Origin of the sequence: Bartonella vinsonii subsp. vinsonii (genome assembly GCF_902825235.1) — a bacterium.
Taxonomy (GTDB): domain Bacteria; phylum Pseudomonadota; class Alphaproteobacteria; order Rhizobiales; family Rhizobiaceae; genus Bartonella; species Bartonella vinsonii.
On the sequence record NZ_CADEAJ010000001.1, the window covers coordinates 65,096 to 90,362 of the forward strand.

Sequence of the window (25,267 nt, forward strand, 5' to 3'; positions counted from 1 at the left end):
CAGGTTCACGTGCTAAAATTGCTGTTGTCTCACGCGATGGTTCCATTGATCCTGTTGGAGCATGTGTTGGAATGCGAGGAAGCCGTGTTCAGGCTGTTGTTGCAGAATTACAAGGTGAAAAAATTGATATTATTCCTTGGTCTCCTGATGCTGCAACATTTATTGTCAATGCACTACAACCCGCTGAAGTTTCGAAAGTTGTTCTCGATGAAGATGCAGAACGTATTGAAGTCGTCGTACCTGATGATCAACTTAGTCTTGCCATTGGTCGTCGTGGACAAAATGTTCGCTTAGCTTCTCAATTAACAGGATGGAATATTGATATTTTAACGGAACAGGAAGAATCTGAAAACCGTCAAAAAGAATTTACCGAACGCAGTAAACTGTTTATGGAATCCTTAGACGTTGATGAGATGATTGGGCAGGTTATGGCATCAGAGGGTTTTTCTTCCATTGAGGAAATCGCCTATATTGATCTCGAAGAAATTGCCTCCATTGATGGTTTTGATCATGAGACTGCTGCTGAAATCCAAAGCCGTGCACGTGAATATCTTGAACATAAAGAAAAAGAACTTGATGAAAAACGCAAAGAACTCGGTGTTTCTAATGAATTGCGAACAATTCCTGGTCTGACAAGTGCTATGTTGGTTGCTATTGGCGAAGATGGTGTAAAAACAATCGAAGATTTTGCTGGTTATGCAGTCGATGATTTGGTTGGCTGGAGAGAACGTAAAGAAGGTCAAACACAGAGTTTTTCTGGTATCCTGACCCCATTTGATATTACACGTGCTGATGCAGAAGCTATGATTTTAGCTGCACGTGTGCAAGCAGGTTGGATAGACCAAGCTGATCTTGTTACAGAAACTCCTGCAGAAAATGAAAGTTCTGTAAAAGATGAAAAAAGTGATAATTTGAACGTGGATACAGTTTAAATGAATGAACGGACCTGCATTGTGACAAGAAAAAATGCTTCAGCAGAAACGCTGATCCGTTTTGTTATTGGTCCCAATAATCAAATTGTCCCTGATCTTAAATCCAATTTGCCTGGGCGTGGCGTTTGGGTTTCTGCTCGCCATTCTGCCATTGAAACAGCAATCAAACAAAACGCTTTTAAGAAAAAATTTAAAACAGATGTTGAGGTTGCACAAAATCTTGCACATATTGTTGATACACTTTTGCTAAAGGCCGCTCTTTCAAGCCTTTCCATGGCGCGAAAAGCAGGTGCCATTGTCATGGGGGCAACAAAAGTTGATGCAGCTATCCGTTCTGGTCAAGTTATTCTTGTACTTCATGCTAAAGAAGCTACAGAAGATGGAAAACGCAAAATTGCACAAGCCATCTATACAATACAACAACAAACAGGTCGGAATATAAAAAACATATCTTTATTTACAAGTGATGAAATGCGGGTGGCTTTTGGTGCTAATCCTGTCATGCATGCGGCCTTATTGGATACCAAAGCTGCTGAAGGATTTCTCAAAACGATACATAAACTACTCGCCTATCGTGATGACACGCACAGCAAGCCTGGTGAAAGAACGGCACAAGCCGTGAAGGAAGTACAATGAGTGAAAAGAATAACGACAAGATAACAGTCAAGAGGACACTAACCTTAAAGCGGTCAGTTCTAGAAACAGGTACGGTCAAACAAAATTTCAGCCATGGCCGTACAAAAGCTGTGGTTGTCGAAACCAAACGGCGCAAAATCACGCGTCCTGATGAAAAAGTTGAAATACAACAGCCAATTACCAAACCTCATGTGGCTTCTCAACGTTCTAAACCACGATTCGAAGAAGCAAAACCCCAAGAGCCCATCGCTAAAAGCAATCTCTCATCTGCTGAAATGCAAGCGAGACTTCGTGCATTAGAAGAAGCGCATATCCAAGAAAAAATAACACGTGAACAAGCCGAAGAAGAAGCAAGACGAGCAAAAGAACGTGAAGAAAGTTTGCAACAGTCAATTCAAGAAACAGAAATACATCAAGAAGAAGAAAGTCTACAAGAACAGACTCCACCTCCTCCTTCTACTCTCTCTTTGGTAGAGCCAATTGATATCCCTATTCCACCTAAAAATACAACTGTCATCGAAAAACGTAAAATAGATGAAAACAAAGAAGAGGATCGACATAACCGACGTGCGAACCCTGCTAAATTAGAAGTGCGTGCACCTAAAGTTGTAAAAGGTGCTGATGAACGACGCCGTGGAAAGCTAACCCTTAATAGTGCTCTGGACGAAGAAGGGAGCGCGCGTGGGCGTTCAATGGCTGCAATGCGTCGCAGACAGGAGAAATTTAAACGTGCGCAAAACCAAGAACCGAGGGAAAAAATTTCTCGTGAGGTTGTTCTTCCTGAAACTATTACGATTCAAGAACTTGCACAGCGTATGACTGAACGCTCTGTTGATGTGATTAAATTCCTCATGAAACAGGGACAAATGATGAAACCGGGCGATGTTATTGATGCCGATGTTGCTGAGCTCATCGCTGTTGAATTCGGACATACTGTCAAACGTGTTTTAGAATCTGACGTAGAAGAAGGCATCTTTAATATAGCTGATAATCCTCAGAAAATGCAGCAGCGTCCGCCTGTCGTAACAATTATGGGCCATGTCGACCACGGAAAAACTTCTCTTCTTGATGCTATTCGAAAAGCAAATGTTGTTTCTGGTGAAGCAGGTGGAATCACACAGCATATCGGTGCTTATCAGGTGGAACAAAATGGTCAAAAAATTACCTTTATTGATACACCTGGACATGCCGCCTTCACAGCGATGCGTGCTCGTGGAGCGCGTGTTACAGATATTGCTGTTCTCGTTGTAGCTGCTGACGATAGTGTCATGCCGCAAACAATTGAATCAATCAATCATGCTAAAGCAGCTGGTGTGCCCATTATTGTTGCTATCAACAAAATTGATAAACCCGCTGCTGATGCTCAAAAAGTACGTACAGAACTTCTACAACATGAAGTGTTTGTTGAAACCATGGGTGGAGAAACTTTAGAAGTCGAAGTTTCTGCTAAAACCGGTCAAAATCTTGATAAACTTCTCGAAGCTATTCTTCTTCAAGCTGAAATTCTTGATTTAAAAGCAGATCCTCAACGAACAGCAGAGGGCGTCGTCATTGAAGCTAAACTGGATCGAGGACGTGGATCTGTTGCAACGGTTCTCGTTCAAAAAGGAACGTTGCATCCTTCTGATATTATTGTTGCCGGCAATGAATGGGGACGCGTGCGCGCTCTGATTGATGACCATGGACGTCATATTAAAGAAGCAGTTCCCTCTACACCCATTGAGATTCTAGGTATGCAGGGAACACCACAAGCTGGTGACAGGTTTGCTGTTGTCACGCATGAAGCAAAAGCACGCGAAATTGCGGAATACCGTCAGCGGTTAGCACGTGATAAAGCTGTAGCTCGACAAACGGGTTCTCGCGGTTCTCTTGAACAGATGATGACGAGGTTACAAACCACTGGTGTTAAAGAGTTTCCTCTTATTATTAAAGGCGATGTACAAGGGTCAATTGAAGCGATTGCTTCAGCATTAGAAAAGCTAGGAAATGAAGAAGTCCGTGCACGCATTGTGCATTCTGGTGCTGGAGGTATCACTGAAAGTGATATTTCTCTTGCAGAAGCCTCTCACTCAGCTGTGATTGGCTTTAATGTTCGTGCCAATAAACAAGCGCGTGATTGTGCTAAAACACAAGGAATTGAAATCCGCTATTACAACATCATCTACGATCTTGTTGACGATATAAAAGCCGCTATGTCAGGGTTACTCTCACCAGAACAGCGTGAGACTTTCCTTGGTAATGCTGAAATTCTAGAAGTCTTTAATATCACCAAAATCGGAAAAGTTGCTGGTTGTCGTGTTACAGAAGGTAAAATAGAACGGGGTGCTGGTGTTCGCCTTATCCGTGATAATATTGTTATTCACGAAGGGAAACTGAAAACACTCAAACGCTTTAAAGATGAAGTCAATGAAGTGCAAAGTGGTCAAGAATGTGGAATAGCATTTGAAAACTATGAGGACATGCGCGCAGGAGACATCATTGAAACTTTCCGCATCGAACATATTAATCGCACATTATAAAATAATCCAATGGCTTTATTCCTAAAAGTGAAAAAAGTTATTGGAGGTTATGTGCAAATGCTTTGTTCTTTTTAAATCTTTTAAGATGATCAAAAGAAAAGTAATTGTAACAAGGATAAAATTTCGATGAAAAATGCAGGACCATCACAACGGCAACTCAGAGTAGGAGAACAAGTGCGCCACGCAGTATCCCATGTACTACAGCGCGGTGTTTTACTTGATGATGTCTTGAAAAATATGGTGATTTCTGTCTCTGAAGTACGCATGTCACCAGATTTAAAAATTGCTACCTGCTTTATTTCTCCTCTCAGCACTCTCAAAAATGCGTCTTATGATTGTGTCGTTGATATCCTTAATAAACATAGCCGTTTTATCCGTGGAGAAATTAGTCATGCGTTGCGTCAAATGAAATATATGCCTGAACTGCGTTTTCGACTTGATAGTAGTTTTGATAATTTTTTAAAAATTGATACCCTGCTTCGCTCACCTGAAGTAGCCCGCGATCTTCACCATAGTAATAAGCTTGAGGATTAGAAATATGGCACGGCAACATAAAAGAAAAGGCCGTTCTGTTTCTGGCTGGGTCATATTTGATAAACCAAAAGGAATGAGATCAACAGAAGCTGTTTCACAAATCAAATGGCTCTTTCATGCACAAAAAGCAGGACATGCGGGGACACTGGATCCTCTTGCTTCTGGTCTCCTACCAGTTGCATTGGGGGAAGCAACCAAAACCGTACCTTATGTGATGCAAGGTACCAAAACCTACCGTTTTCAAATCGCTTGGGGAGAAGAGCGTTCAACAGACGATCTCGAGGGGGAAATAACAAAAACATCTCTCAAACGTCCAACACAAGAAGAGATACTCGCCCTTCTTCCTCAATATACAGGTGTTATTTTGCAAACACCTCCACAATTTTCGGCAATTAAAATTTCTGGTAACCGCGCCTATGATCTAGCCCGAGAAGGTGAGATTGTTGACATTCCACCGCGCCAAGTGGAAATAGAAACTTTTAAATTAATAGAAACTCTTAGCAAAGATTGTTCACTCTTTGAAATAACCTGTGGAAAAGGAACCTATGTGCGTTCCTTAGCGCGTGATATGGGACGTGATCTTGGTTGTTATGGATATATTGCTGATTTAAGGCGTATCGCAGTGGCTCCCTTTGGCGAAGATGATCTTATCACATGGGACGAATTAAAAGCGGGCGCACTGGATAAAAATGCAACAAATGAGAATGATACTTCTTCCAAAATAAACTTTTCAACACTTGATGCACTTTTAATTGAAACAGGCGCTGCACTGGATTGCCTCTCTCATTATACCCTTAGTGAAACCCAAGCACAGCGGGTCATGATGGGTATTCCTGTACCTCTTTGTAATCACGAGGTACCTCTTGATGAAGATGAGGTTTGTGTCATCTACAAAGGCCAACTTCTTGCTATAGGCTCCCTCGATAAAAGATTGTTCAAACCAAAGCGGATTTTCACAATTTGATTCATAATAGTCTCTTAAAAAAGATATTTTTTATATCAATTAAAGAGAAGAAGGTTTTTTTCATTGCTTTACCCTTTTATGATCATTCATATCAGAACCTCAATGAGCGAGGCTTTCATAAATCCAACCTTCTCTGGTATAAATAAAAAAGCACAATAATTTGTCTTTGTTGTTTTACATCATTTCTGATCATTACTGGATATACGCACATATCCTTAGTGTTCAGAAAATTTTGTAGAATGAGAAAGGCTTGAGCTTAAAAAAAGTACAATACTTATAATCTCTCACTGTTTATTCAGTAGAAATCTATCCTCAATTTACCAACAGCATAAGTGCTCATTGCAATATCTCATTTTTCTGCTGTTCTATTCATACTAACAAATTCATTCCATAAAAATAAATTGCCTGCATAATAGTTTATAAAAAGCTGTATAATCCTCCTCTTATCTTTAAGGTAATTGATCAGCAGAGGATTTTAAAAGCATCTCATTGGCTTGTGGTATTGTCTGCCGTTCAATCATGCGGTGAACTCTTATACCGTCAGGTGCACGATTTAAATGACGCAGAAGCTTATTCACCTCTGCGTCTGCTTTTATGCGACGGTGATTATGGCGTAAATAATCTACCCATGTTGGCATATGATAAACTTCTGTCCAATATTCAGGTCTTTCAAGGTCTCGTAAGAGAACCCATTGGCGAGCGCCATCACGTAAACGAATATGACGACGACGTGTCATCACTTTGAGAAATTCTTCGAGATCATTTTCATGAATTTGATAATCGATCATAATCATAATCGGACCACTTTGTGCTTTTAAATCAAGTAAAAGCTCTGGTTCTCTGAAATGATCAAGCGGATCCAAATCTATTTGGGGTATTTCCTGAATTCTAAACTTTATCCCCGCAAGGGCTCCAAAAACCAAGAAAAGAGAACAAACACTCAAAGCAACGGTAGGGGAATAACCATCAGCCAAAACACCCCAAATTACGCTTCCAATTGCCATTCCTCCATAAGATGCTGTTTGATAAAGCGCTAAAGCACGTGCAACAACCCAACGTGGTGTAGAAAGCTGTACAGATGTATTAAATAAAGATAATGCCAAAACCCAACATAAGCCTGCAGGAAACAAAGCAATATGGCTTACAATTAATGAACGGCTCATTGCTAAAAAAAAGCAAGAAAAGGCAAAACCAATAAATGAACTTGCAATAATCGTCTCTAAACGAAAAAAACGTCGTACAGATGAATTAATCATACCAGCCGTCATAGCTCCAAGACCAAAACACCCAAGTAATGTCCCATAAAGAAGAGCACTTCCTCCGAGAATTTTATGTACAACAATTGGTAAGAGCGCCAAAATCGAAATCGCTCCAATACCAAAAAGGAATGCCCTAACCATAATACTGAGAAGATTAGGCGACATCGCAACATAACGCAAACCATCTGAAACAGCTCCTAAAAGCCTTTCGCGTGGCAATCTGTTATTTTCATAGCTCGGTTTCCAGAAAAACAAAGCACCAATTAAAGGAATGTAACTTATTGCATTAAATAAGAAGGCTGCGGCTGCCCCCAGAGTTGCAATAATAGCACCACCAATAGCAGGACCAACACTACGCATCAAATTAAAGCCAACACTGTTTAAACTCACAGCAGCAGGAATATTTTCCCTGCTCACAATGTCTCCTATTGTTGCCTGCCAAGAAGGATTATAAAAGGCTGTTCCACATCCAATCAAAAACGTAAAGCATAAAAGAATCCCTGGTGTTAAAAAGCCAATATAGGATAAAATAGCTAAACTCATGGATATAACCATCATTATAATCTGGGCACACAACATAATTTGGCGCCGATTAAAATTGTCAGCTAATGCCCCTGCCATCAGAGAAAATACCACAAGTGGTAATGTGGTAGCGCTTTGAACAAGTCCGACCATGGAGTGCGAAGAACTTATCAACGCCATTAACCACCCTGCTCCTACAGCTTGGATAAGCCCCCCTAAATTAGAAATAAGAGTGGATGACCACAAATTTCGAAATACCGAATTACGAAAAAGTTTTAATGTTGAAATGCTTTGCATCTTTTGCCTCCCAATCGATATTTATCGCTTTTCTTACCACACACGCACTCTGTAAAGCAGTCATCTTTGTATCAAAAGGATGCATAATTCTTTAAAAATTCTCATAAAACCCTCTTAAAATCAATATTTCAAAACAAAATCCTTTCCTCTAAAGAAGGTCTTCAAGATGCTTTTAAGGACTAGTATTTTAACCTCCTTTCCTATATAAATGCTAAAGCAGGTGAGAGTTTTCAACTCTTCTTGTTTTTTCATAGACCCTTGCTGAACGACATCTCGGCTATGGGTGACTTTTGTTTCTTTATTTTTTGAAAGGATAATACGATGTCGATTACAGCTGAACGTAAACAAGCTCTTGTTGCAGAATACGCCAATAAAGCCGGTGATACAGGATCACCAGAAGTACAGGTTGCTGTACTTTCTGAACGCATTTCTAATTTAACTAACCATTTTAAATCTCATAAAAAGGATAACCATTCTCGTCGTGGTCTTTTGAAGATGGTCTCTCAACGTCGTCGTCTTCTTGATTACCTGAAAGGAATTGACCAAAATCGTTATCAGACACTTATCAAAAAGTTAGGTTTGCGCCGCTAAAAGAAAAATGGGTGGGTGGTCTTTCTAAAAAGCCGCCCATTTTTTCAGCTTGCTGCTTTTAGTTAAAAACTTAAAAACTGGCGAATAATCATCATGGGGCAGGATTGCTCGTTGCTTCGTCTTTAAATTGCGATTTACTTCTCTCTTCTCGCGAATAAACAGAAGTGTCTTGTTATGCTACCCATAGCTTTAAAATATGCTCCGCAAAACCAGAATGTGAGCACTTAAAAATATGAACACTGGTCATTAAGGATAAAAAATGTTCAAAACGCACAAGATAGAAATTGAATGGGCTGGGCGGCCACTCACCATCGAAACAGGAAAAATAGCCCGTCAAGCTGATGGTGCCGTGATTGCTACCTACGGAGAAACTATTGTCTTAGCAACCGTTGTATCAGCAAAAAGTCCAAAACCAGACCAAGACTTTTTTCCACTCACCGTTAATTATCAAGAAAAATCTTATGCTGTTGGAAAAATCCCCGGCGGTTATTTAAAACGGGAAAGCAGACCAACTGAAAATGAAACTTTGGTTTCACGCTTGATTGATCGTCCAATTCGCCCCCTCTTCGCCGATGGATATAAAAATGATACACAAGTCATTGTTTCCGTTATACAACATGATCTCGAGAATAATCCCGATATCCTCGCGATGATTGCATCTTCTGCCGCATTAACCTTATCAGGTGTTCCTTTCATGGGCCCCATTGCTGGTGCCCGTGTCGGATATTGTAACGGACAATATGTTCTCAATCCTCATATCGATGAAATGCCGGAATCAAAACTTGATCTTGTTGTAGCCGGAACAGAAAGTGCTGTGTTGATGGTTGAATCGGAAGCGCATGAATTGCCGGAAGACATCATGTTGGGTGCTGTTATGTTTGGGCATAAAGGCCTTCAACCTGTTCTTGATGCGATCATCAAGCTTGCCGAAGTTGCTGCAAAAGACCCACGCGATTTTGTTCCCGAAGATCTTTCTGATCTTGAAAAAGCCATGCGGGAAATGGCTGAACAAGATATACGAAAGGCTTACACTATTACAGATAAACAAGAACGTTATGCTGCAATTGATGCCATAAAAACGGAAATTACCAACAAATTTATGCCAGAGACGGACGAGGAATGTAAATTTAGCACAGATCAAATCGCAACCGTTTTTAAACAGTTACAAGCAAAAATTGTCCGCTGGAACATTCTTGATACCCAAAAGCGTATTGATGGGCGAAACCTTTCAAAAGTACGTCCCATTCAATCAGAAGTGAGTATTTTACCCCGTACACATGGATCAGCACTCTTTACCCGCGGAGAAACACAAGCTATTGTCGTTGCAACACTCGGAACTGGTGAAGATGAACAATATGTTGACTCCTTAACGGGAATGTATAAGGAGACGTTCCTTCTTCATTATAATTTCCCGCCATTTTCAGTAGGTGAAACAGGACGGCTTGGCTCTCCTGGTCGCCGTGAAATTGGACATGGTAAATTAGCGTGGCGTGCTCTTCATCCTATGTTGCCATCTAAGGAATCCTTCCCCTATACCATTCGTGCTGTCTCAGAAATTACTGAGTCCAATGGATCATCTTCCATGGCAACTGTTTGCGGAACTTCACTCGCTCTCATGGATGCTGGTGTTCCTCTGGCACGCCCTGTTGCAGGTATTGCTATGGGCTTGATTAAAGAAGGGGAACGCTTTGCTGTTCTGTCCGATATTTTAGGAGATGAAGATCATCTTGGGGATATGGATTTTAAAGTAGCAGGAACAGAAAATGGTATTACTGCTTTACAAATGGATATCAAGATTGATGGTATTACCGAAGAAATTATGAAAATCGCACTTGAACAAGCCAAGGAGGGTCGAATCCATATCCTTAACGAAATGGCTAAAGCTTTAACCAGTGCACGTGCTGAACTCAGCGAATTTTCTCCACGTATTGAAGTTATGAACATTCCTGTTGATAAAATTCGGGATGTCATAGGCTCTGGTGGTAAAGTTATTCGAGAAATCGTTGAACAAACTGGAGCAAAAATCAATATTGAAGATGATGGAACAATTAAAATTGCTTCTGCCGACGCTAAAACCATTGAAGCAGCAAAACGCTGGATTCATTCCATTGTTGATGAACCTGAAGTTGGTGCTATCTACCAAGGAACAGTTGTGAAAACTGCAGAATTCGGTGCATTTGTAAACTTCTTTGGTTCACGTGATGGACTCGTTCACATCTCTCAACTCGCATCAGAACGTGTTACAAAAACAACAGATGTTGTTAAAGAGGGTGATAAAGTTTGGGTTAAATTAATGGGCTTTGATGAACGTGGTAAAGTTCGGTTATCAATGAAAATCATCGATCAACAAACCGGTAAAGAAATTACAAATGATCGGCCAGTAAAAGAAGGGTAATTTGCCTTCTTGTCATAAAATAAAATGCCATTCTCATATCAGAATGGCATTTTTTCTTTGAAAGAGCCATATGTGTTGCTGTTTTTACCTTTTAAAAACCATAGCCTCCCTCTTCCCAGTCCAAGTCAATCTTGGTTGGGTTTTGGTTTAACAGAAGTTCCTGATCCAGAATGGGCACAAAATTTAAAAGTTATAACGCCTTGGCGACCAGATTTTTTAAAATTTGCCAATGCTCAGTTTCACTGCACTCCTCAAATAGATAAAACTTTCACCTATGATGGTGCACTTTTACGTTTGAGCAAATATCGTGGTTTTAACCAAAATAGTTTTCTTGATTTATTAGAATGCGTTAAGCCTGGTGGGTGGATTGTTATCGCTGGAAATAAAACTGTAGGCGCTGCCTCAATGATGAAATGGATCAAAACATTTGTTCCCGTTACTGATAAATTGTCTAAAAATCATGGACTGGTATTCTGGCTTCAAGTTCCACAACAAATAGAAAGACAGAATATTGCTCAATTGCGCTCACCACCGCTGACTTTTGAAAATAAGTTTCAGACCACTTCGGGCATGTTTTCACACGGTCGTATTGATCCGGGATCTGCCGCTCTTGCTTTCCATATGCGCACAATTATTTGCGGAAAAACTGCTGATTTTGGTGCTGGTTGGGGTTTTCTTTCTTTCGCGGCTCTTGAACAAAGTGAAAAACTAACAGCTCTTGACCTCTATGAAGCCGACTACAACGCTTTGAGAGCAGCCAAACAACACCTTAAACACAAAACAGCGTCTTGTCCGATTCATTTTTATTGGCATGATCTCGTGCACGAACCGATCACAGATTTGTATGATACCATCATTTCAAATCCACCATTTCACACGCAGCAAACAACAGACATTTCATTAGGACAGCATTTTATTATAAAGGCAGCAAAATACCTAAAGCCAGGTGGCAATCTGCTTCTTGTTGCTAACCGCCACCTGCCTTATGAGACATTGTTAAAAGATATTTTTCGCACAGTATTGATACATGAAAAAGCCCATGGTTTCAAAGTTATAGAAGCACGCCGCTAGACGAAAACAAGCAATAACTCTAAAGAATAAAACGTGAAAGATCTATATCAGCAGCAAGCTCACCTATAGATTGTCTCACATAAGCAGCGTCAACTGTAAAGGATGTTCCAGCTTTATCTGGCGCTGTAAAGGAAATCTCATCCAAAACACGTTCCATCACCGTTTGCAAACGGCGTGCCCCGATATTTTCAATCCTTGCATTTAAATCTACAGCAATATCCGCTAAAGCATCAATCGCATCATCGGTAATTTCTAAATGAACCTCTTCCGTTGCCATTAAAGCAATATATTGCTTAATCAGACTAGCTTCAGGTTCGGTTAGAATACGTCGTAAATCTTCCCTTGTGAGAGCATTTAACTCTACGCGAATGGGCAAACGCCCTTGAAGTTCTGGCAATAAATCAGATGGCTTAGAAACATGAAACGCGCCTGATGCAATAAAAAGAATATGATCTGTTTTGACTTGACCATACTTTGTAGCAATTGTTGTTCCTTCAACCAGAGGCAAAAGGTCCCGTTGAACACCCTCACGTGAAATGGCAGCACTTGCCCCACCATCTCTGGTTGCGATTTTATCAATCTCATCGATAAAAACAATTCCATCATTTTCCGTAACACGGAGTGCTTCTTGTATAATTTGATCTTGATCAAGAAGCTTTTCAGATTCATCATCCATGAGGGGTTTAAAAGCATCCTTTACTGTCGTTTTGCGGACCTTTGTACGCCCTCCCATTTTGCCAAAAATATCTGACAAATTCATAATTCCCATTTGCGCACCAGGAATCCCCGGAATATCAAAAGTCGAAGCGCTATTGCTGTTATTATCGGCTACTTCAATTTCAATCTCTTTCTCATCTAATTCACCTTCACGCAATTTTTTGCGAAAACTATCACGGGTAGCGGGACTTGCTGTCTTTCCAACAAGGGCATCTAAAACGCGCTCTTCAGCATTAACGTGCGCCTTTACTTTGACTTCCTCTCGTTTTTTTTCACGTACAAGAGAAATGGCAATCTCAACAAGGTCGCGAATAATTTGCTCAACATCACGTCCTACATAACCAACTTCAGTAAATTTAGTCGCTTCTACTTTAACAAAAGGCGCTCCAGAAAGTTTTGCTAATCGACGCGCTATACCTGTTTTACCAACACCTGTTGGCCCTATCATCAAGATATTTTTTGGCATAACCTCTTCACGCATAGGACCATCAAGCTGCTGTCTACGCCACCGATTACGCAATGCAATAGCAACAGAACGTTTGGCATCATCTTGGCCAATAATAAAACGATCAAGTTCAGAAACAGTCTCACGAGGGGAAAATACAACACACATTCAAATAGCTTTCTCTAAAGATGATAATTCTGCATCCAATGTTTCAATCGTAAAATGATCATTGGTGTAAACACAAATTTTAGCGGCAATATCCATAGCTTTACGAGCAATGGTTTCTGCATCCAAGTCCATATCCATGAGTACTCGAGCAGCCGAAAAAGCAAAATTGCCTCCAGAACCAATTGCCATAACGCCATCTTCTGGCTCTAAAACATCGCCCAGCCCTGTTAAAGCTAAAGTTATTTTCTTATCAGCTACCAGCATCATTGCTTCGAGACGACGCAAATAGCGGTCTGTTCGCCAATCTTTTGCAAGTTCTACACATGCACGCATAAGCTGATCAGGATATTGCTCAAGCTTCGTTTCCAATCTTTCCAATAAAGTGAAAGCATCCGCTGTAGCACCTGCAAAACCAGCAATAACTGTTCCGCCCTTCCCAATACGACGAACTTTGCGTGCATTACCTTTCATAATCGTTTGCCCAAGTGACACCTGTCCATCACCAGCCATCACAACTTTGCCACCTTTTCGCACAGTAATAATAGTCGTACCATACATTATGTCTGGTTTATGTTCTTCCATAAGGAAACTCATTAATATTGACCTCTATTCTTAATATTGTTTTCTTTTCATCAAATGTAAAATCCAATCACTATTGCCTTTATTTAAGAACATACACTGCAAAACACAATGTTTCAGCACAATTCAATTTATTGGAATAAAAAAAATGATATCATTGTTATCAATGCAAATTGTTGCTAAATAGTTTTTGTAAATAGTTTGCGTCTTTTAAAGGAAAAATGATGAAAAAAATAGCCATAGGAACATTGGGAGGAACAATTGCAATGGCGGCGGACAATTTTGGCCAAATGCAACCAACATTAACCTCAGATATTCTTATCAAAAGTGTTCCCGATTTAAATAAAGTTGCTCATATTCACGCGCAAACATTAACACAATTACCGAGCGGATCTTTATCTTTTAAGATTCTTTTTGAAATCATAGAGTGGGCAACACAACAAATAAAAGCTGGTGCAGAAGGTATTGTTTTAACCCAAGGTACCGATACACTGGAGGAAACTGCTTTTTTTCTTTCCCTTTATTGGGATAAAGCGGAACCGCTCGTTATAACTGGTGCTATGCGTATACCCTGTGAAGCAGGCGCTGATGGACCAGCTAATCTTTTAGCAGCAACCCGCGTTGCTGCTCATCCACAAAGTCGAAACAGAGGCGTTCTCGTTGTTATCAATGATACCATTCATTCACCTTATTGGGTCCAAAAAAGCCATACCGTCAAAATTGAGACATTTCAGTCAGGCCTCGTTGGTATTTTAGGCACTATTTTAGAAGGAAACCTAGTTTATTTTAATGATCAAAAATTTTTTCCAAAAACATTTGATCTTCCACAAAACTATGATCATCAAGTTGCACTCTTATACTCCTCGTTATCCTCTGACACACAATTAATGAAATTCTGCCTTGAAAGTGGGCATTATGCTGGACTTGTCATTGCCGGTTTTGGATCAGGACACTGCAGTTTTGAAGAAGCAGACATCATACGACAATATACACCAAAAATGCCAATCATTATCGCTAGCCGTACCTGCACTGGATCAACAACCCGCAAAACTTATGGCTATAAAGGTTCAGAAGTTGATATGATTGCTTCTGGTGCCCTTATGTCTGGTTATTTATCAGCAGTAAAAGCACGTTTACTTTTGTGGACTTTTTTGGCACAAGGATACTCATTGGCACAAATCAATGCACAATGGAATAACTGGACTATAAGCTAACGAAAGACTATCTGTTATTTTAAAGAAGAGAACATGCACAATAAAGCGCATTTGAATAGGAAATAATTTACCTGTTTATCTCTCATTAATTACTAAGCAAAAGAATTCTCGACCAACACAAATGATTGATACGCTTCTCTCAAAAATTGATCAAGAAGATAACTTGGTCAAATCTATTTCTGATCAATATTCGCCTTACCGTGTCTTTACTGCACAGGAGTGGTCCCAATTTCGTGCAGATACACCGCTAACCTTGACTTTTGATGAAATTAAACGTTTGCGCTCAATCGATGATCCCATTGATCTTGAAGAAGTACAACGTATTTATCTTTCCTTATCACGTCTGCTCTTATGCCATGTTGAAGCAGTACAGCAACTTTTTCATAAGCGTCAACAATTTCTACATCAAAAAGGAACAAAAAAAACGCCTTTTATCATTGGGATTGCTGGCTCTGTTGCGGTAGGAAAATCAACCACCGCTCGCATTCTTCAGGAACTTTTGAAACGTTGGACATCTAGTCTTAAAGTTGATTTGATTACAACGGATGGTTTTCTCTACCCTAATGCTGTTTTACAGCAAAAAAATCGTATGAATCGTAAAGGATTTCCTGATTCCTATGACATTAAAAAATTACTCTGCTTTCTTTCTGCTATAAAAGCCGGTATAGGTAATGTTAGCGCCCCACTTTATTCACATATGACCTATGATGTTCTGAAAAATCAAACAATTATCATTGATCGCCCCGATATTTTAATTGTTGAAGGAATTAATGTGCTACAGGTCAGTGATCTTCCTAAAGATGGGAAAATCATTCCTTTTGTTTCAGACTTTTTTGATTTTTCAATCTATGTAGATGCTGAAACAGAAATCATTCGTCACTGGTACTTGGAACGTTTCAAACGTTTGCGTAAAACAACTTTTCAAAATCCTGAATCCTACTTTCATCGGTATGCACATCTTACCGAAAAAGAAGCTTTAAAAATCGCTGAAGACCTTTGGAAAACCATTAATTTGAAAAATTTACAAGAAAATATATTGCCAACACGACCACGGTCTAATCTCATTCTCCGTAAAGGAAAAGACCATTTGGTTGAATATGTCGCACTTCGACGATTATGAGGATTTCATCAATATGGACTTACATCACATTCATTTTAGCGCAACACGTGTTGATAATAGCTGTCCCATACTTTTGGTAAACCAAAAAGATCTTGCTGAATTATCGCTTGATGCATCAACAACAACATGGATGAAAGTTAATGATTTTACTGGCAAAGCAGGACAAATACTCTTCATTCCTCACGAAAATGGGCAGTTAAAAAAAGTTTTATTTGGACTTGGCAACGGTGATGAACCTTTTATCACAGGGCTTCTTGTTAAAAATCTTCCTGCTGGACATTGGCATTTAGAAGGAACAGCCTCCCATGAAATAAAGAGCTATCTTGGATTGGCATTTGGAAGTTATCAATTCAACCGCTATCGTCAAAACTCTTTCTCCAAAATGTTATCGTTCTATGTCAGCGATAGGGTTGATTTTGATGAACTTCAACGGATTTATAAAACCGTCTTTTTTGTGCGTGATCTCATCAATATTCCAGCCAATGATATGAATCCTGACACCCTCGAGAAAGAAGCACGCCAATTGGGGAAAACTTATGGTGCGAATGTTCAAAGCATTTGTGGAGATGCGCTTTTAACACATAATTTTCCAATGATCCATGCCGTAGGACGAGCCAGCAGCACTGCACCACGACTCATTGATCTACACTGGGGACAAGAAAAACATCCTAAAATAACGTTGGTTGGTAAAGGTGTAACCTTCGATACTGGAGGTCTCAATATTAAATCAGCCAATAACATGTCACTCATGAAAAAAGACATGGGAGGGGGGGCACATGTTTTGGGATTGGCTCAACTTATTATGGATGCCAAATTACCTTTTCGTCTACGTGTTTTGATTCCGGCCGTTGAAAATGCAATTTCTGCCAATGCTTACAGACCAAGCGATATCCTCCAAAGTCGTAAGGGTTTAAGTGTAGAAGTTGGTAATACAGATGCAGAAGGCCGGCTTGTCCTTGCTGATGCGCTTACCTATGGTGATGAAGAAAGTCCACAATTCATGCTTTGTATGGCAACTTTAACAGGAGCTGCACATATAGCATTAGGACCAGATCTTGCCGCATTTTATTGCAATGATTCAGAATGGGCCCAACAAATTGCTCAATCTGCTTATTCTGTTTCAGATCCTGTTTGGCAAATGCCACTTTGGAAACCTTATCAGGAAATGTTATCATCACCAATTGCTGATCTTAATAATATAAGTGGAAATAACTTTGCAGGTTCCACAGTTGCCGCTTTATTTCTGAACTCTTTTGTTGAAAAAGCTAAATATTTTGCGCATTTTGATCTTTATGGGTGGGTTTCAAAAGAAAAACCAGGTTTCCCTGTCGGCGGTTCTGCACAAGTTATTCGTGCTCTTTATAACCTCTTTAAAAATTGACACAAAATATTCACAAAGTTGAATAATTCTGGAAATTTAGGAGCTCTTTATTTATTGCTTTAGATTACGTTTGTGCTTTATTTGAGGATGAAAAATCCTACCAATATAGTTGTCATGATCTTACCTTTAAAGAAAAATGAAAGGTCAACAGATGGTTCTTAAAGATCCCCGATTATATGCATTCAGAGATGATTTAGCAGATAAACGTCTTGAAACAGAAATTACAGCACAGCGTTTCGTTCAAGGTGAAAAAAAACGTGTTAATACAGCTGTCGCTGGACTTTTTAAAGAAAACAATAAAAAAAGCGAAAGACAAACAGAGTGCTTATTAGGAGAAGAGCTCCTTATCTTTGAACAAGGAGAAAACATGTCATGGGGACAATCTCTCAAAGATGGTTATGTCGGTTATATTGACACAACAGTTCTTTGTACATCAGACATAAAACAAACACATATCGTTTCAGTACCACGCACTTTCCAATATTTACAGGCTGATTTACGTGGACCAATGGAGTGTTCTTTATCCATGGGCAGCAAAGTAAGTGTTGTTGATGAAATTGAAGTCCATGGCACAATGTATTCTATACTTGAAAATGGAAAAGCAATCTTTACCCATCATCTCAGTCCCATTGGGCGCGTGTATGAAGATTATGTTACGGTTGCCGAAACTTTTATACGTACACCTTATCTTTGGGGTGGTGTTAGTGGTTTTGGAATTGATTGCTCGGGACTCGTCCAACTCTCCATGATAATGTCCGGCCAAATGGTTTTACGCGATACTGACATGCAGCAGAAAACGATAGGCAAACAACTTACAGATCATGATAAACTTCAACGAGGTGATTTGATTTTTTGGAAAGGTCATGTCGCCATTATGATTGATCAGGAAAATATTATTCATGCAAATGGTTTCTCTATGGATGTTATGATTGAACCTCTGGAAAAAGCTATTATGCGTATCGCTCAAAAACATCAATATCCCATAGAAAAGCGCCGCCCAATGCAGAAAACATAATATGTGCTCTTATAACCCCAATCAAAAAATAATACTTACATTGTTACATTCCCCCATGATTCTACTTCGAACCTGAAAATCATCCTGTAGATTGGAGTGATTTACTAACCCCTCAATAAATAAACACTTTCACAAGTTTATTTATATCGAAGAGCTCATTATTTACTCTTTTCCTAAAGCTCATCAGAACTCATTTAAAAATCTTTATTAACATTATTCATGCGTTTTGGAGATATTGTAAAAGATTATCAGCCGGCTTACTAACTTTCATGAAATTACCGTATATTATAGATAAGGATTTGATTAAGCAGTATTGTCTTCTCACTGCTCCATTAAAGAAGAAATTTTTTCAAGAGCTGAATCAATGGTTTGTCAGCAGCCGGCATAGGATATTGATCAAGTTCACCAATAAAAACCCATTGTAAGTTTTGCCCTTCTCGTCCTTGCGCAAGGCCTTCATAATGATAACAGAGATACAATGGCATTAAGAGATGAAATGTCTCATAAGTATGACTTGCAAATGTTAAGGGTAATAAGTTATTTTCCTGAACATAAATACCAAGTTCTTCTTTTAACTCACGGATCAATGACTCTTCTGGAGTTTCACCTTTTTCAACCTTTCCACCAGGAAACTCCCATAAACCAGCTAATGATTTTCCTTGAGGGCGTTCTGTAAGCAAAACACGCTTATCTTGATCCAATAATGCGCATGCAACGACAAGAAGAAGTGAACTTTTTATATGCATATCACTCTCCACTAGGAATAGTAAGGATAACCATCTTTTCTATAACGCCTTCTACTCCAAGATGGAAGAATTTCAATACCTAATTCTCTCTGAAGAAATATACAAATATCCAATGTCAAATTTATGGTGCATCCGTTAACTTCTGTAATCGCCATTAATCATAACGTACTCTTTTGTCAAATCACAAGACCAAACTGTCGCTTTACCTCTACCCAAGCCAATATCAACACGAATTGTAATGTGTTTGCCTTGCATATAAGCACCTATTGTCTCTTCACAATACTCAGGATCACGTTCGCCATTGACAGCTAAACGATGTTCACCAAACCAAATTGTTAAGAGATCACGATCGGCTTCAACACCTGCTTTACCAACAGCCATAACCACCCTTCCCCAATTAGCATCTTCACCGGCAATAGCCGTTTTTACAAGTGGTGAATTTGCAATTGAGAAGGCAATCGTCTTCGCAGCATTATCTGTTGTAGCACCAATCACATTAACTTCAATTAAATGACGAGCACCTTCACCATCACAAACAACTTGTAATGCGAGCTCATGCAACAGTGCACTTAATTGTCTCATAAAGAGACCATAACGTGGATCGGTTTTACATATAAGGGAGGGAAAATTTCCTTTTCCTGTTGCAAACATCATGAGTGTATCTGATGTTGAGGTATCACTATCGACAGTGATCGAATTGAAAGAGTCCTGAACTGCCTCTGATAACATCGATTGAAGTATATCTGAGGAAATACCTGCATCAGTTACAACAAACGAGAGCATTGTTGCCATATCTGGTGCAATCATACCAGCACCTTTTGCAATCCCATTAAGAGTAACGGTCTCTCCTCCACAATCAAATCTGCGTGTAGCAAGTTTTGGAAATGTATCGGTTGTCATAATCGCTTTTGCAGCTGCCAACCAGTTCCCTTTTTCTGCTGTCTCCGTCATACTTGGTAAAAGATTTACAATCGCCGATGCATCCATGGGCTCACCGATAACACCTGTAGAAGCTATAAAAATTTCATTTTCTTTAGCCTTCAAAGCGCTTGCGGCTGCATACATGATTTCATTTGTGGTATGCCTTCCTTTGCGTCCGGTAAAGGCATTTGCATTCCCCGCATTAACAACAACCCCCCTAGCAACGCCATGAGGAAGCGATGCGCGGCAATGTTCCACAGGGGCAGACGGGCATTTTGAACGTGTAAAAACACCTGCCACACTTGCTGGCTCATCGAATATGATAAAAAGAAGATCTGCACGACCTTTATATTTAATCCCAGCTTCAGCTGTTGCTATTCGAACACCAGATAACGGCGGAAGCTCCTGTATGTTTTGGGGAGACAAAGGAGATATTTTAAAAATCACAGTACGCTTTCCATAAAAACAGATAATGATCTCTCACAAAAAACTGCTAAGCTTTTGAATGGAACAAATCTATTAAATCACCCAGCAAAGATACTATCTGCTTCTTCTTCCTCGCTATTCCGTGTCTTCCTCATCAGATGTTTCATTTGGAAACGGTGTCCCATTCTGATTAAGCGATTGCATAAGTTTTATAACATTAGGATCAGGATATTTCACATCTATCTTACTGCGCAAATCAACAATCAGTTTTTGGTAGCGCTCTTTTATTAACTGTGTACGCAACATTTCTTTAACATCATCAAATACAGGAGGCTGTTTCAAACGACGATCTTCCACCTTAATAACATGCCAACCAAAAGGGCTTTCAACAGGATTTTTAGTGTATTCGCCAACTTTCAAGGCAAACGCAGCATCTTCAAAAGGCTTGACCATTTGACCATGGCTGAAATAACCAAGGTCACCCCCAACAGCGGCGGAACCATCTGTTGAACTCTTTTTAGCTATCTCTTCAAAATTTTCCCCTTTATTTAAACGCTTAATAACAGTTTCTGCTTCTTTTTTTGTTTTCACTAAAATATGACGCGCTTTCACTTCATCCTCTTTGGGTAAAGCAGCCACTTCTTTATTATAAAGGGTTTCCAAATCAGTATCCGAAATCTGGTCAACAACTGTCTGTTTAAAATAAAGCTGTTGAAGAACATTGTCACGCATAACTGCCATACGTTTATCGTAAGCTTCAGTCTTATCAATACCCTTGCTTATTGCTGCTTTAGCAAGCGCCTGCATATCCAAGTAAGCTTTTAAAACCATTATACGGCGTTGTTCATCAGAAAAACGCGCTAAATTAGGATTTATCTCAAATGCTAATTCATCCAATTGCCCTACTGTAATATTCTTCCCATCAACAACCGCCATAACATGAGAGGGAGAAACTGTTTTTTCAGAAGCTTTCTCCAAAGTCTTTAAATCACTTGACGATGAATTCGAACTTTCTTGGGCTACCACCCCTAAACTCGTACTCGTCAATAAAGTTGATGTCAAAAACAGCGTGATAAAGTTGAATTTCATAAATAGACTCCTTAGGAATGAAGGTAGATTAAGATTCTCATTTTTTTTACTGTAACATTTTAACCTCTAAATACAGATAAATAAATGAGTAATTTTATTTTAAAAAGCATAAACTTGCCCTTTTATCTCAGTTTATCCTACCCCATCTCATGCGCATGCAAAATATGATAATATAAAAGAAATGACGTATTGTATCCTAAATTACTTTGTATTGTGTCAAATAAACAGCATTACTGAAGTTGACACGGTGCGCTTCGCCTCTTATCTCTACTTTGACAATTAAAGTGAAAAATTGCACACCAACAAGTATAATGGTACCATTTACATCCAGTTATATGAAATGTCTTGTGGGTTGCAAACACGGGGATGGTATATGAATAACCCAATGAGAGTAATAACAATTAAAAGAAAGGACCAGAGATGGTCGGTTTAGGTGTCTTTGCACGTAAATTTTTTGGTTCAGCTCAGGAGAGACGTCTCAAGGTTCTTCGCCAAAAAGTTGTACAAATTAATGTTTTGGAAGAACAATTCGTGAAATTAAGCGACGCACAACTGCGTCAAAAAACTGACGCGTTTCGTAAACGCCTTGCCGAAAATGAAAGCATTGACCAGCTCCTACCAGAAGCTTTTGCAACTGCCCGTGAAGCAGCAAAACGTGTTTATGATATGCGTCCTTTTGATGTACAGCTCATTGGTGGAATGGTGCTCCATGATTGTGGCATTGCTGAAATGCGCACAGGTGAAGGTAAAACATTAATGGCAACTCTGCCAATTTATCTCAATGCCTTGGAAGGAAAAGGTGTCCATGTCGTCACGGTAAATGATTATCTTGCTAGTCGTGATGCAGAAACAATGGGGGAAATTTTCAGTTTTCTAGGATTAACAACGGGCGTGATTCTGCATGATCTCGATAATGATGCCCGCCGAGCAGCCTATGCATGTGACATTACCTATGCAACAAATAACGAATTGGGCTTTGATTATCTGCGTGATAATATGGCCTTTGATCGTAATCAAATGGTTCAGCGTGGTCATCATTACGCAATTGTTGATGAAGTTGATTCAATCCTTATTGATGAAGCGCGTACTCCCCTTATCATTTCTGGTCCTCTAGAAGATCGCACCGACTTTTACAATCTTATTGATACATTTATTCCAGACTTAACTCCAGAAGACTATGAAATAGATGAAAAACAAAAAACAACAACTTTTACTGAAGTTGGTACTGAAAAAATTGAAAAAATGCTTGAACAAGCTGGGCATCTTAAAGGTGAAAGTCTTTACGATATAGAAAATGTTGCTATCGTCCACCATGTCAATAACGCGCTAAAAGCCCATAAGCTGTTTGTTCGTGATAAGGATTACATTGTTCGCAATAATGAAATTGTTATTATCGACGAATTTACAGGTCGTATGATGCCAGGACGGCGTTATTCTGAAGGACTTCATCAAGCCCTAGAAGCTAAAGAGCATGTTGCTATTCAACCAGAAAATCAGACATTGGCTTCCATCACTTTTCAAAATTATTTTCGTATGTACAGAAAACTGTCTGGAATGACGGGAACTGCCATAACAGAAGCCGAAGAATTCAGTAATATTTATGGTCTTGAAGTTGTAGAAGTTCCCACCAACTTACCAGTACAGCGTCTTGACGAAGATGATGAAATTTATCGAACAGAAGAAGAAAAATATCGTGCTATTGTGCGTGATATCCGTCAAGCACACGAAAAAGGGCAACCTATTCTTGTTGGTACAACTTCTATTGAAAAGTCAGAACAATTAGCAGAGCGTTTGCGAAAAGAAGGTATTTCTGATTTTAGAGTCTTAAACGCCCGCTATCATGAGCAAGAAGCATACATCATTGCGCAAGCAGGTGTTCCTGGAGCTTTAACAATTGCAACCAACATGGCTGGTCGTGGTACTGATATACAACTTGGTGGTAATGTCGAAATGCGTATCCGACAAGAATTACAGGATATGCCTGATGGAGCAGAGCGGACGGCTAAAATTGAAGAAATTAAAAAAGATGTTAAGCAGCTCAAAGAAAAAGCACTCGCTGCTGGTGGTCTTTACGTCATTGCTACTGAACGCCACGAAAGCCGCCGTATTGATAATCAGCTGCGTGGCCGTTCTGGTCGCCAAGGTGATCCTGGTCGCTCAAAATTCTTTCTCTCTCTTCAAGATGATCTTATGCGTATCTTCGGCTCAAACCGTATGGATGGCATGCTGCAGAAACTTGGATTGAAAGAAAATGAAGCCATTACCCATCCGTGGATTAATAAAGCCCTCGAAAAAGCGCAAAAAAAAGTCGAGGCACGCAATTTTGAAATCCGTAAAAATTTGTTAAAATATGATGATGTCATGAATGACCAACGCAAAGTTATTTTTGAACAGCGTATGGAAGTCATGAATGCAGATAATTTAACAGATATGATCCTTGAAATGCGCAATGAAGTGATTGATGATCTCGTAGAAGCCTATATCCCATCTGGAACATATTCTGAAAAATGGAATGTGAACGCCCTCCAAGAGGAAATTCACCAACTCTTCAATCTTGAGCTTCCAGTAGAAGAATGGGCAAAGGAAGATGGAATTGCTGAGGAACAAATTTTAGAACGCATATCAGATGCTGTCACCAAACTTGAAAATGAACGTACTGAACGCTACACTCCAGAAGTGATGGCTTACTTTCACAAAGCCATGTTACTTGAAACTATTGATACGTTATGGCGTGAACATCTGGTAAATTTAGATCATTTGCGTTCCGCTGTTGGTTTTCGAGGTTATGCACAACGAGATCCACTCAATGAGTATAAAACAGAGTCATTTGAACTCTTTCAGACCATGCTTAGGAATTTGCGCAGAGTCGTGACTTCTAAACTCATGCGTTTCGAAATCGTTCAACAACCCACAGAACCATTCATAGAGGAACAAAGCAATACTGATTCTTCTGTTTTTAACGAACAAGGTAAGGAAAGTGGCTCAACTTTGTGGACGCGATCACAAGAAAATAGGTTTGTTGATCCGAAAGACCGTGACCCTAACGATTTTACGACATGGGGAAAAGTTGGACGTAATGAACGTTGTCCTTGTGGTTCAGAGAAAAAATACAAACACTGTCATGGAGCTTTTGTTTGAACAACCAATACAATGAAGAAGATGAATGAGAAGCGAAATTATGAACAGGAATTACGTACTGCGGGTCTAAGAGTAACACGTCAAAGGCGTATTATTCTGGATATTTTGACTGATACAAATGACCATCCGAACGCGTTTGAAATTTTTCAGCGCGCTCACAAAATCGATTCGAGTATTTCGCTATCGACTGTTTACCGAACCATGAAAACATTAGAAGGAAATGGTGCTATTCATCGCCATACCTTTAGTGGCGGACCGTCTCGTTTTGAACAAGCAGATGGGCATCATCATGATCATCTCATTGATGTAGAAACAGGGCAAGTTATCGAATTTCACTCTGATATCATTGAAAAGCTGCAAGAAGAAATCGCCAAATCCCTTGGCTATGATATTATTCACCATCGTCTTGAACTTTATGGGAAAAAACGCAACTCTTAAAGAGCTAATTTCGTATGTGTCATTAAAAAGCACTTCATACAAATGGGATTTTATACAAGTTTATCTAGTTTTCATTGGCAAGAAAGTTTTTCTGCTTTATTACCCTCTTTTAGCTGATGCTATAAAGTCATCAATTACCAATATTATAAC

Annotated in this window: 19 protein-coding genes and 1 pseudogene; 14 read left to right on the forward strand and 6 right to left on the reverse strand. The window is 39.5% G+C overall.

What is annotated here, in order from left to right; all coding sequences use genetic code 11:
• The 5 genes from nusA to truB form a co-directional block, all read left to right on the forward strand.
• On the forward strand, nucleotides 1–932 hold a 932-nt coding region (gene nusA, locus J7R12_RS00315), incomplete at its 5' end, for a transcription termination/antitermination protein NusA (protein ID WP_208439024.1).
• Nucleotides 933–1,568, forward strand: a complete 636-nt coding sequence (locus J7R12_RS00320; protein WP_126602477.1) for an RNA-binding protein — start codon at nucleotides 933–935, stop codon at nucleotides 1,566–1,568.
• On the forward strand, nucleotides 1,565–4,087 hold the full coding sequence (infB, locus tag J7R12_RS00325) for a translation initiation factor IF-2 (RefSeq protein ID WP_126602475.1): 2,523 nt from the start codon (nucleotides 1,565–1,567) through the stop codon (nucleotides 4,085–4,087). Before J7R12_RS00320 ends, infB begins: the two co-directional genes overlap by 4 nt.
• A 126-nt stretch (nucleotides 4,088–4,213) precedes the next feature.
• Nucleotides 4,214–4,621, forward strand: a complete 408-nt coding sequence (gene rbfA, locus J7R12_RS00330; RefSeq protein ID WP_126602473.1) for a 30S ribosome-binding factor RbfA — start codon at nucleotides 4,214–4,216, stop codon at nucleotides 4,619–4,621.
• A gap of 4 nt (nucleotides 4,622–4,625) precedes the next feature.
• A complete protein-coding gene (gene truB / locus J7R12_RS00335) occupies nucleotides 4,626–5,585 on the forward strand; it encodes a tRNA pseudouridine(55) synthase TruB (RefSeq protein ID WP_126602471.1) in 960 nt (319 codons plus the stop codon).
• A 449-nt stretch (nucleotides 5,586–6,034) separates the two neighbouring features.
• On the opposite strand, the gene J7R12_RS00340 is transcribed toward truB, so the two are convergent.
• The gene (locus J7R12_RS00340) at nucleotides 6,035–7,663 is read right to left on the reverse strand and encodes an MFS transporter (protein WP_126602469.1); all 1,629 of its coding nucleotides are present in this window, start codon (nucleotides 7,661–7,663) and stop codon (nucleotides 6,035–6,037) included.
• 321 nt (nucleotides 7,664–7,984) lie between these two features.
• Here J7R12_RS00340 and rpsO point away from each other — a divergent pair, with 321 nt between their 5' ends.
• The 3 genes from rpsO (at nucleotide 7,985) to J7R12_RS00355 (ending at nucleotide 11,720) form a co-directional block, all read left to right on the forward strand.
• Nucleotides 7,985–8,254 (forward strand): 30S ribosomal protein S15, encoded by a 270-nt coding sequence (rpsO, locus tag J7R12_RS00345; protein ID WP_126602467.1) that lies wholly within the window; start codon nucleotides 7,985–7,987, stop codon nucleotides 8,252–8,254.
• Between the two features lie 259 nt (nucleotides 8,255–8,513).
• Entirely contained in the window at nucleotides 8,514–10,649 is a 2,136-nt protein-coding gene (gene pnp, locus J7R12_RS00350; RefSeq protein ID WP_126602465.1) for a polyribonucleotide nucleotidyltransferase, read from the forward strand.
• Nucleotides 10,650–10,721: 72 nt separating this feature from the next.
• Nucleotides 10,722–11,720 carry a class I SAM-dependent methyltransferase gene (locus J7R12_RS00355; RefSeq protein ID WP_126604009.1) on the forward strand — a complete coding sequence of 333 codons (999 nt, stop codon included), beginning with the start codon at nucleotides 10,722–10,724 and terminating at the stop codon, nucleotides 11,718–11,720.
• Nucleotides 11,721–11,739: 19 nt separating this feature from the next.
• On the opposite strand, the gene hslU is transcribed toward J7R12_RS00355, so the two are convergent.
• On the reverse strand, nucleotides 11,740–13,050 hold the full coding sequence (gene hslU, locus J7R12_RS00360; RefSeq protein ID WP_126602463.1) for an ATP-dependent protease ATPase subunit HslU: 1,311 nt from the start codon (nucleotides 13,048–13,050) through the stop codon (nucleotides 11,740–11,742).
• Nucleotides 13,051–13,632, reverse strand: a complete 582-nt coding sequence (hslV, locus tag J7R12_RS00365; protein WP_126602461.1) for an ATP-dependent protease subunit HslV — start codon at nucleotides 13,630–13,632, stop codon at nucleotides 13,051–13,053. It abuts the gene before it with no gap.
• A gap of 221 nt (nucleotides 13,633–13,853) precedes the next feature.
• On the opposite strand from hslV, the gene J7R12_RS00370 reads away from it, so the two are divergent.
• From J7R12_RS00370 to J7R12_RS00385, 4 genes are all read left to right on the forward strand, one after another.
• Entirely contained in the window at nucleotides 13,854–14,843 is a 990-nt protein-coding gene (locus J7R12_RS00370; protein WP_126602459.1) for an asparaginase, read from the forward strand.
• 175 nt (nucleotides 14,844–15,018) lie between these two features.
• Nucleotides 15,019–15,963: a type I pantothenate kinase gene (coaA, locus tag J7R12_RS00375; RefSeq protein ID WP_234924823.1), complete on the forward strand. Its 945-nt coding sequence runs from the start codon at nucleotides 15,019–15,021 to the stop codon at nucleotides 15,961–15,963.
• 13 nt (nucleotides 15,964–15,976) lie between these two features.
• Nucleotides 15,977–17,344, forward strand: a complete 1,368-nt coding sequence (locus tag J7R12_RS00380; protein WP_126602455.1) for a leucyl aminopeptidase family protein — start codon at nucleotides 15,977–15,979, stop codon at nucleotides 17,342–17,344.
• A 151-nt stretch (nucleotides 17,345–17,495) separates the two neighbouring features.
• Entirely contained in the window at nucleotides 17,496–18,359 is an 864-nt protein-coding gene (locus J7R12_RS00385) for a C40 family peptidase (protein WP_126602453.1), read from the forward strand.
• A gap of 332 nt (nucleotides 18,360–18,691) precedes the next feature.
• Here J7R12_RS00385 and mutT read toward each other — a convergent pair whose 3' ends face one another.
• From mutT to J7R12_RS00400, 3 genes are all read right to left on the reverse strand, one after another.
• The gene (gene mutT / locus J7R12_RS00390) at nucleotides 18,692–19,105 is read right to left on the reverse strand and encodes an 8-oxo-dGTP diphosphatase MutT (RefSeq protein ID WP_126602451.1); all 414 of its coding nucleotides are present in this window, start codon (nucleotides 19,103–19,105) and stop codon (nucleotides 18,692–18,694) included.
• Nucleotides 19,106–19,240: 135 nt separating this feature from the next.
• Nucleotides 19,241–20,473: a bifunctional glutamate N-acetyltransferase/amino-acid acetyltransferase ArgJ gene (argJ, locus tag J7R12_RS00395; protein WP_126602449.1), complete on the reverse strand. Its 1,233-nt coding sequence runs from the start codon at nucleotides 20,471–20,473 to the stop codon at nucleotides 19,241–19,243.
• Between the two features lie 114 nt (nucleotides 20,474–20,587).
• A complete protein-coding gene (locus J7R12_RS00400) occupies nucleotides 20,588–21,541 on the reverse strand; it encodes a peptidylprolyl isomerase (protein WP_126602447.1) in 954 nt (317 codons plus the stop codon).
• Nucleotides 21,542–21,961: 420 nt separating this feature from the next.
• Between J7R12_RS00400 and secA the strand changes: the two genes are divergently transcribed.
• Together secA and J7R12_RS00410 are read left to right on the forward strand one after the other, a co-directional pair.
• Nucleotides 21,962–24,679, forward strand: a complete 2,718-nt coding sequence (secA, locus tag J7R12_RS00405; protein WP_126602445.1) for a preprotein translocase subunit SecA — start codon at nucleotides 21,962–21,964, stop codon at nucleotides 24,677–24,679.
• A pseudogene (locus tag J7R12_RS00410) lies at nucleotides 24,618–25,117 on the forward strand (Fur family transcriptional regulator). Before secA ends, J7R12_RS00410 begins: the two are co-directional and overlap by 62 nt.
• Nucleotides 25,118–25,267 lie beyond the last annotated feature (150 nt).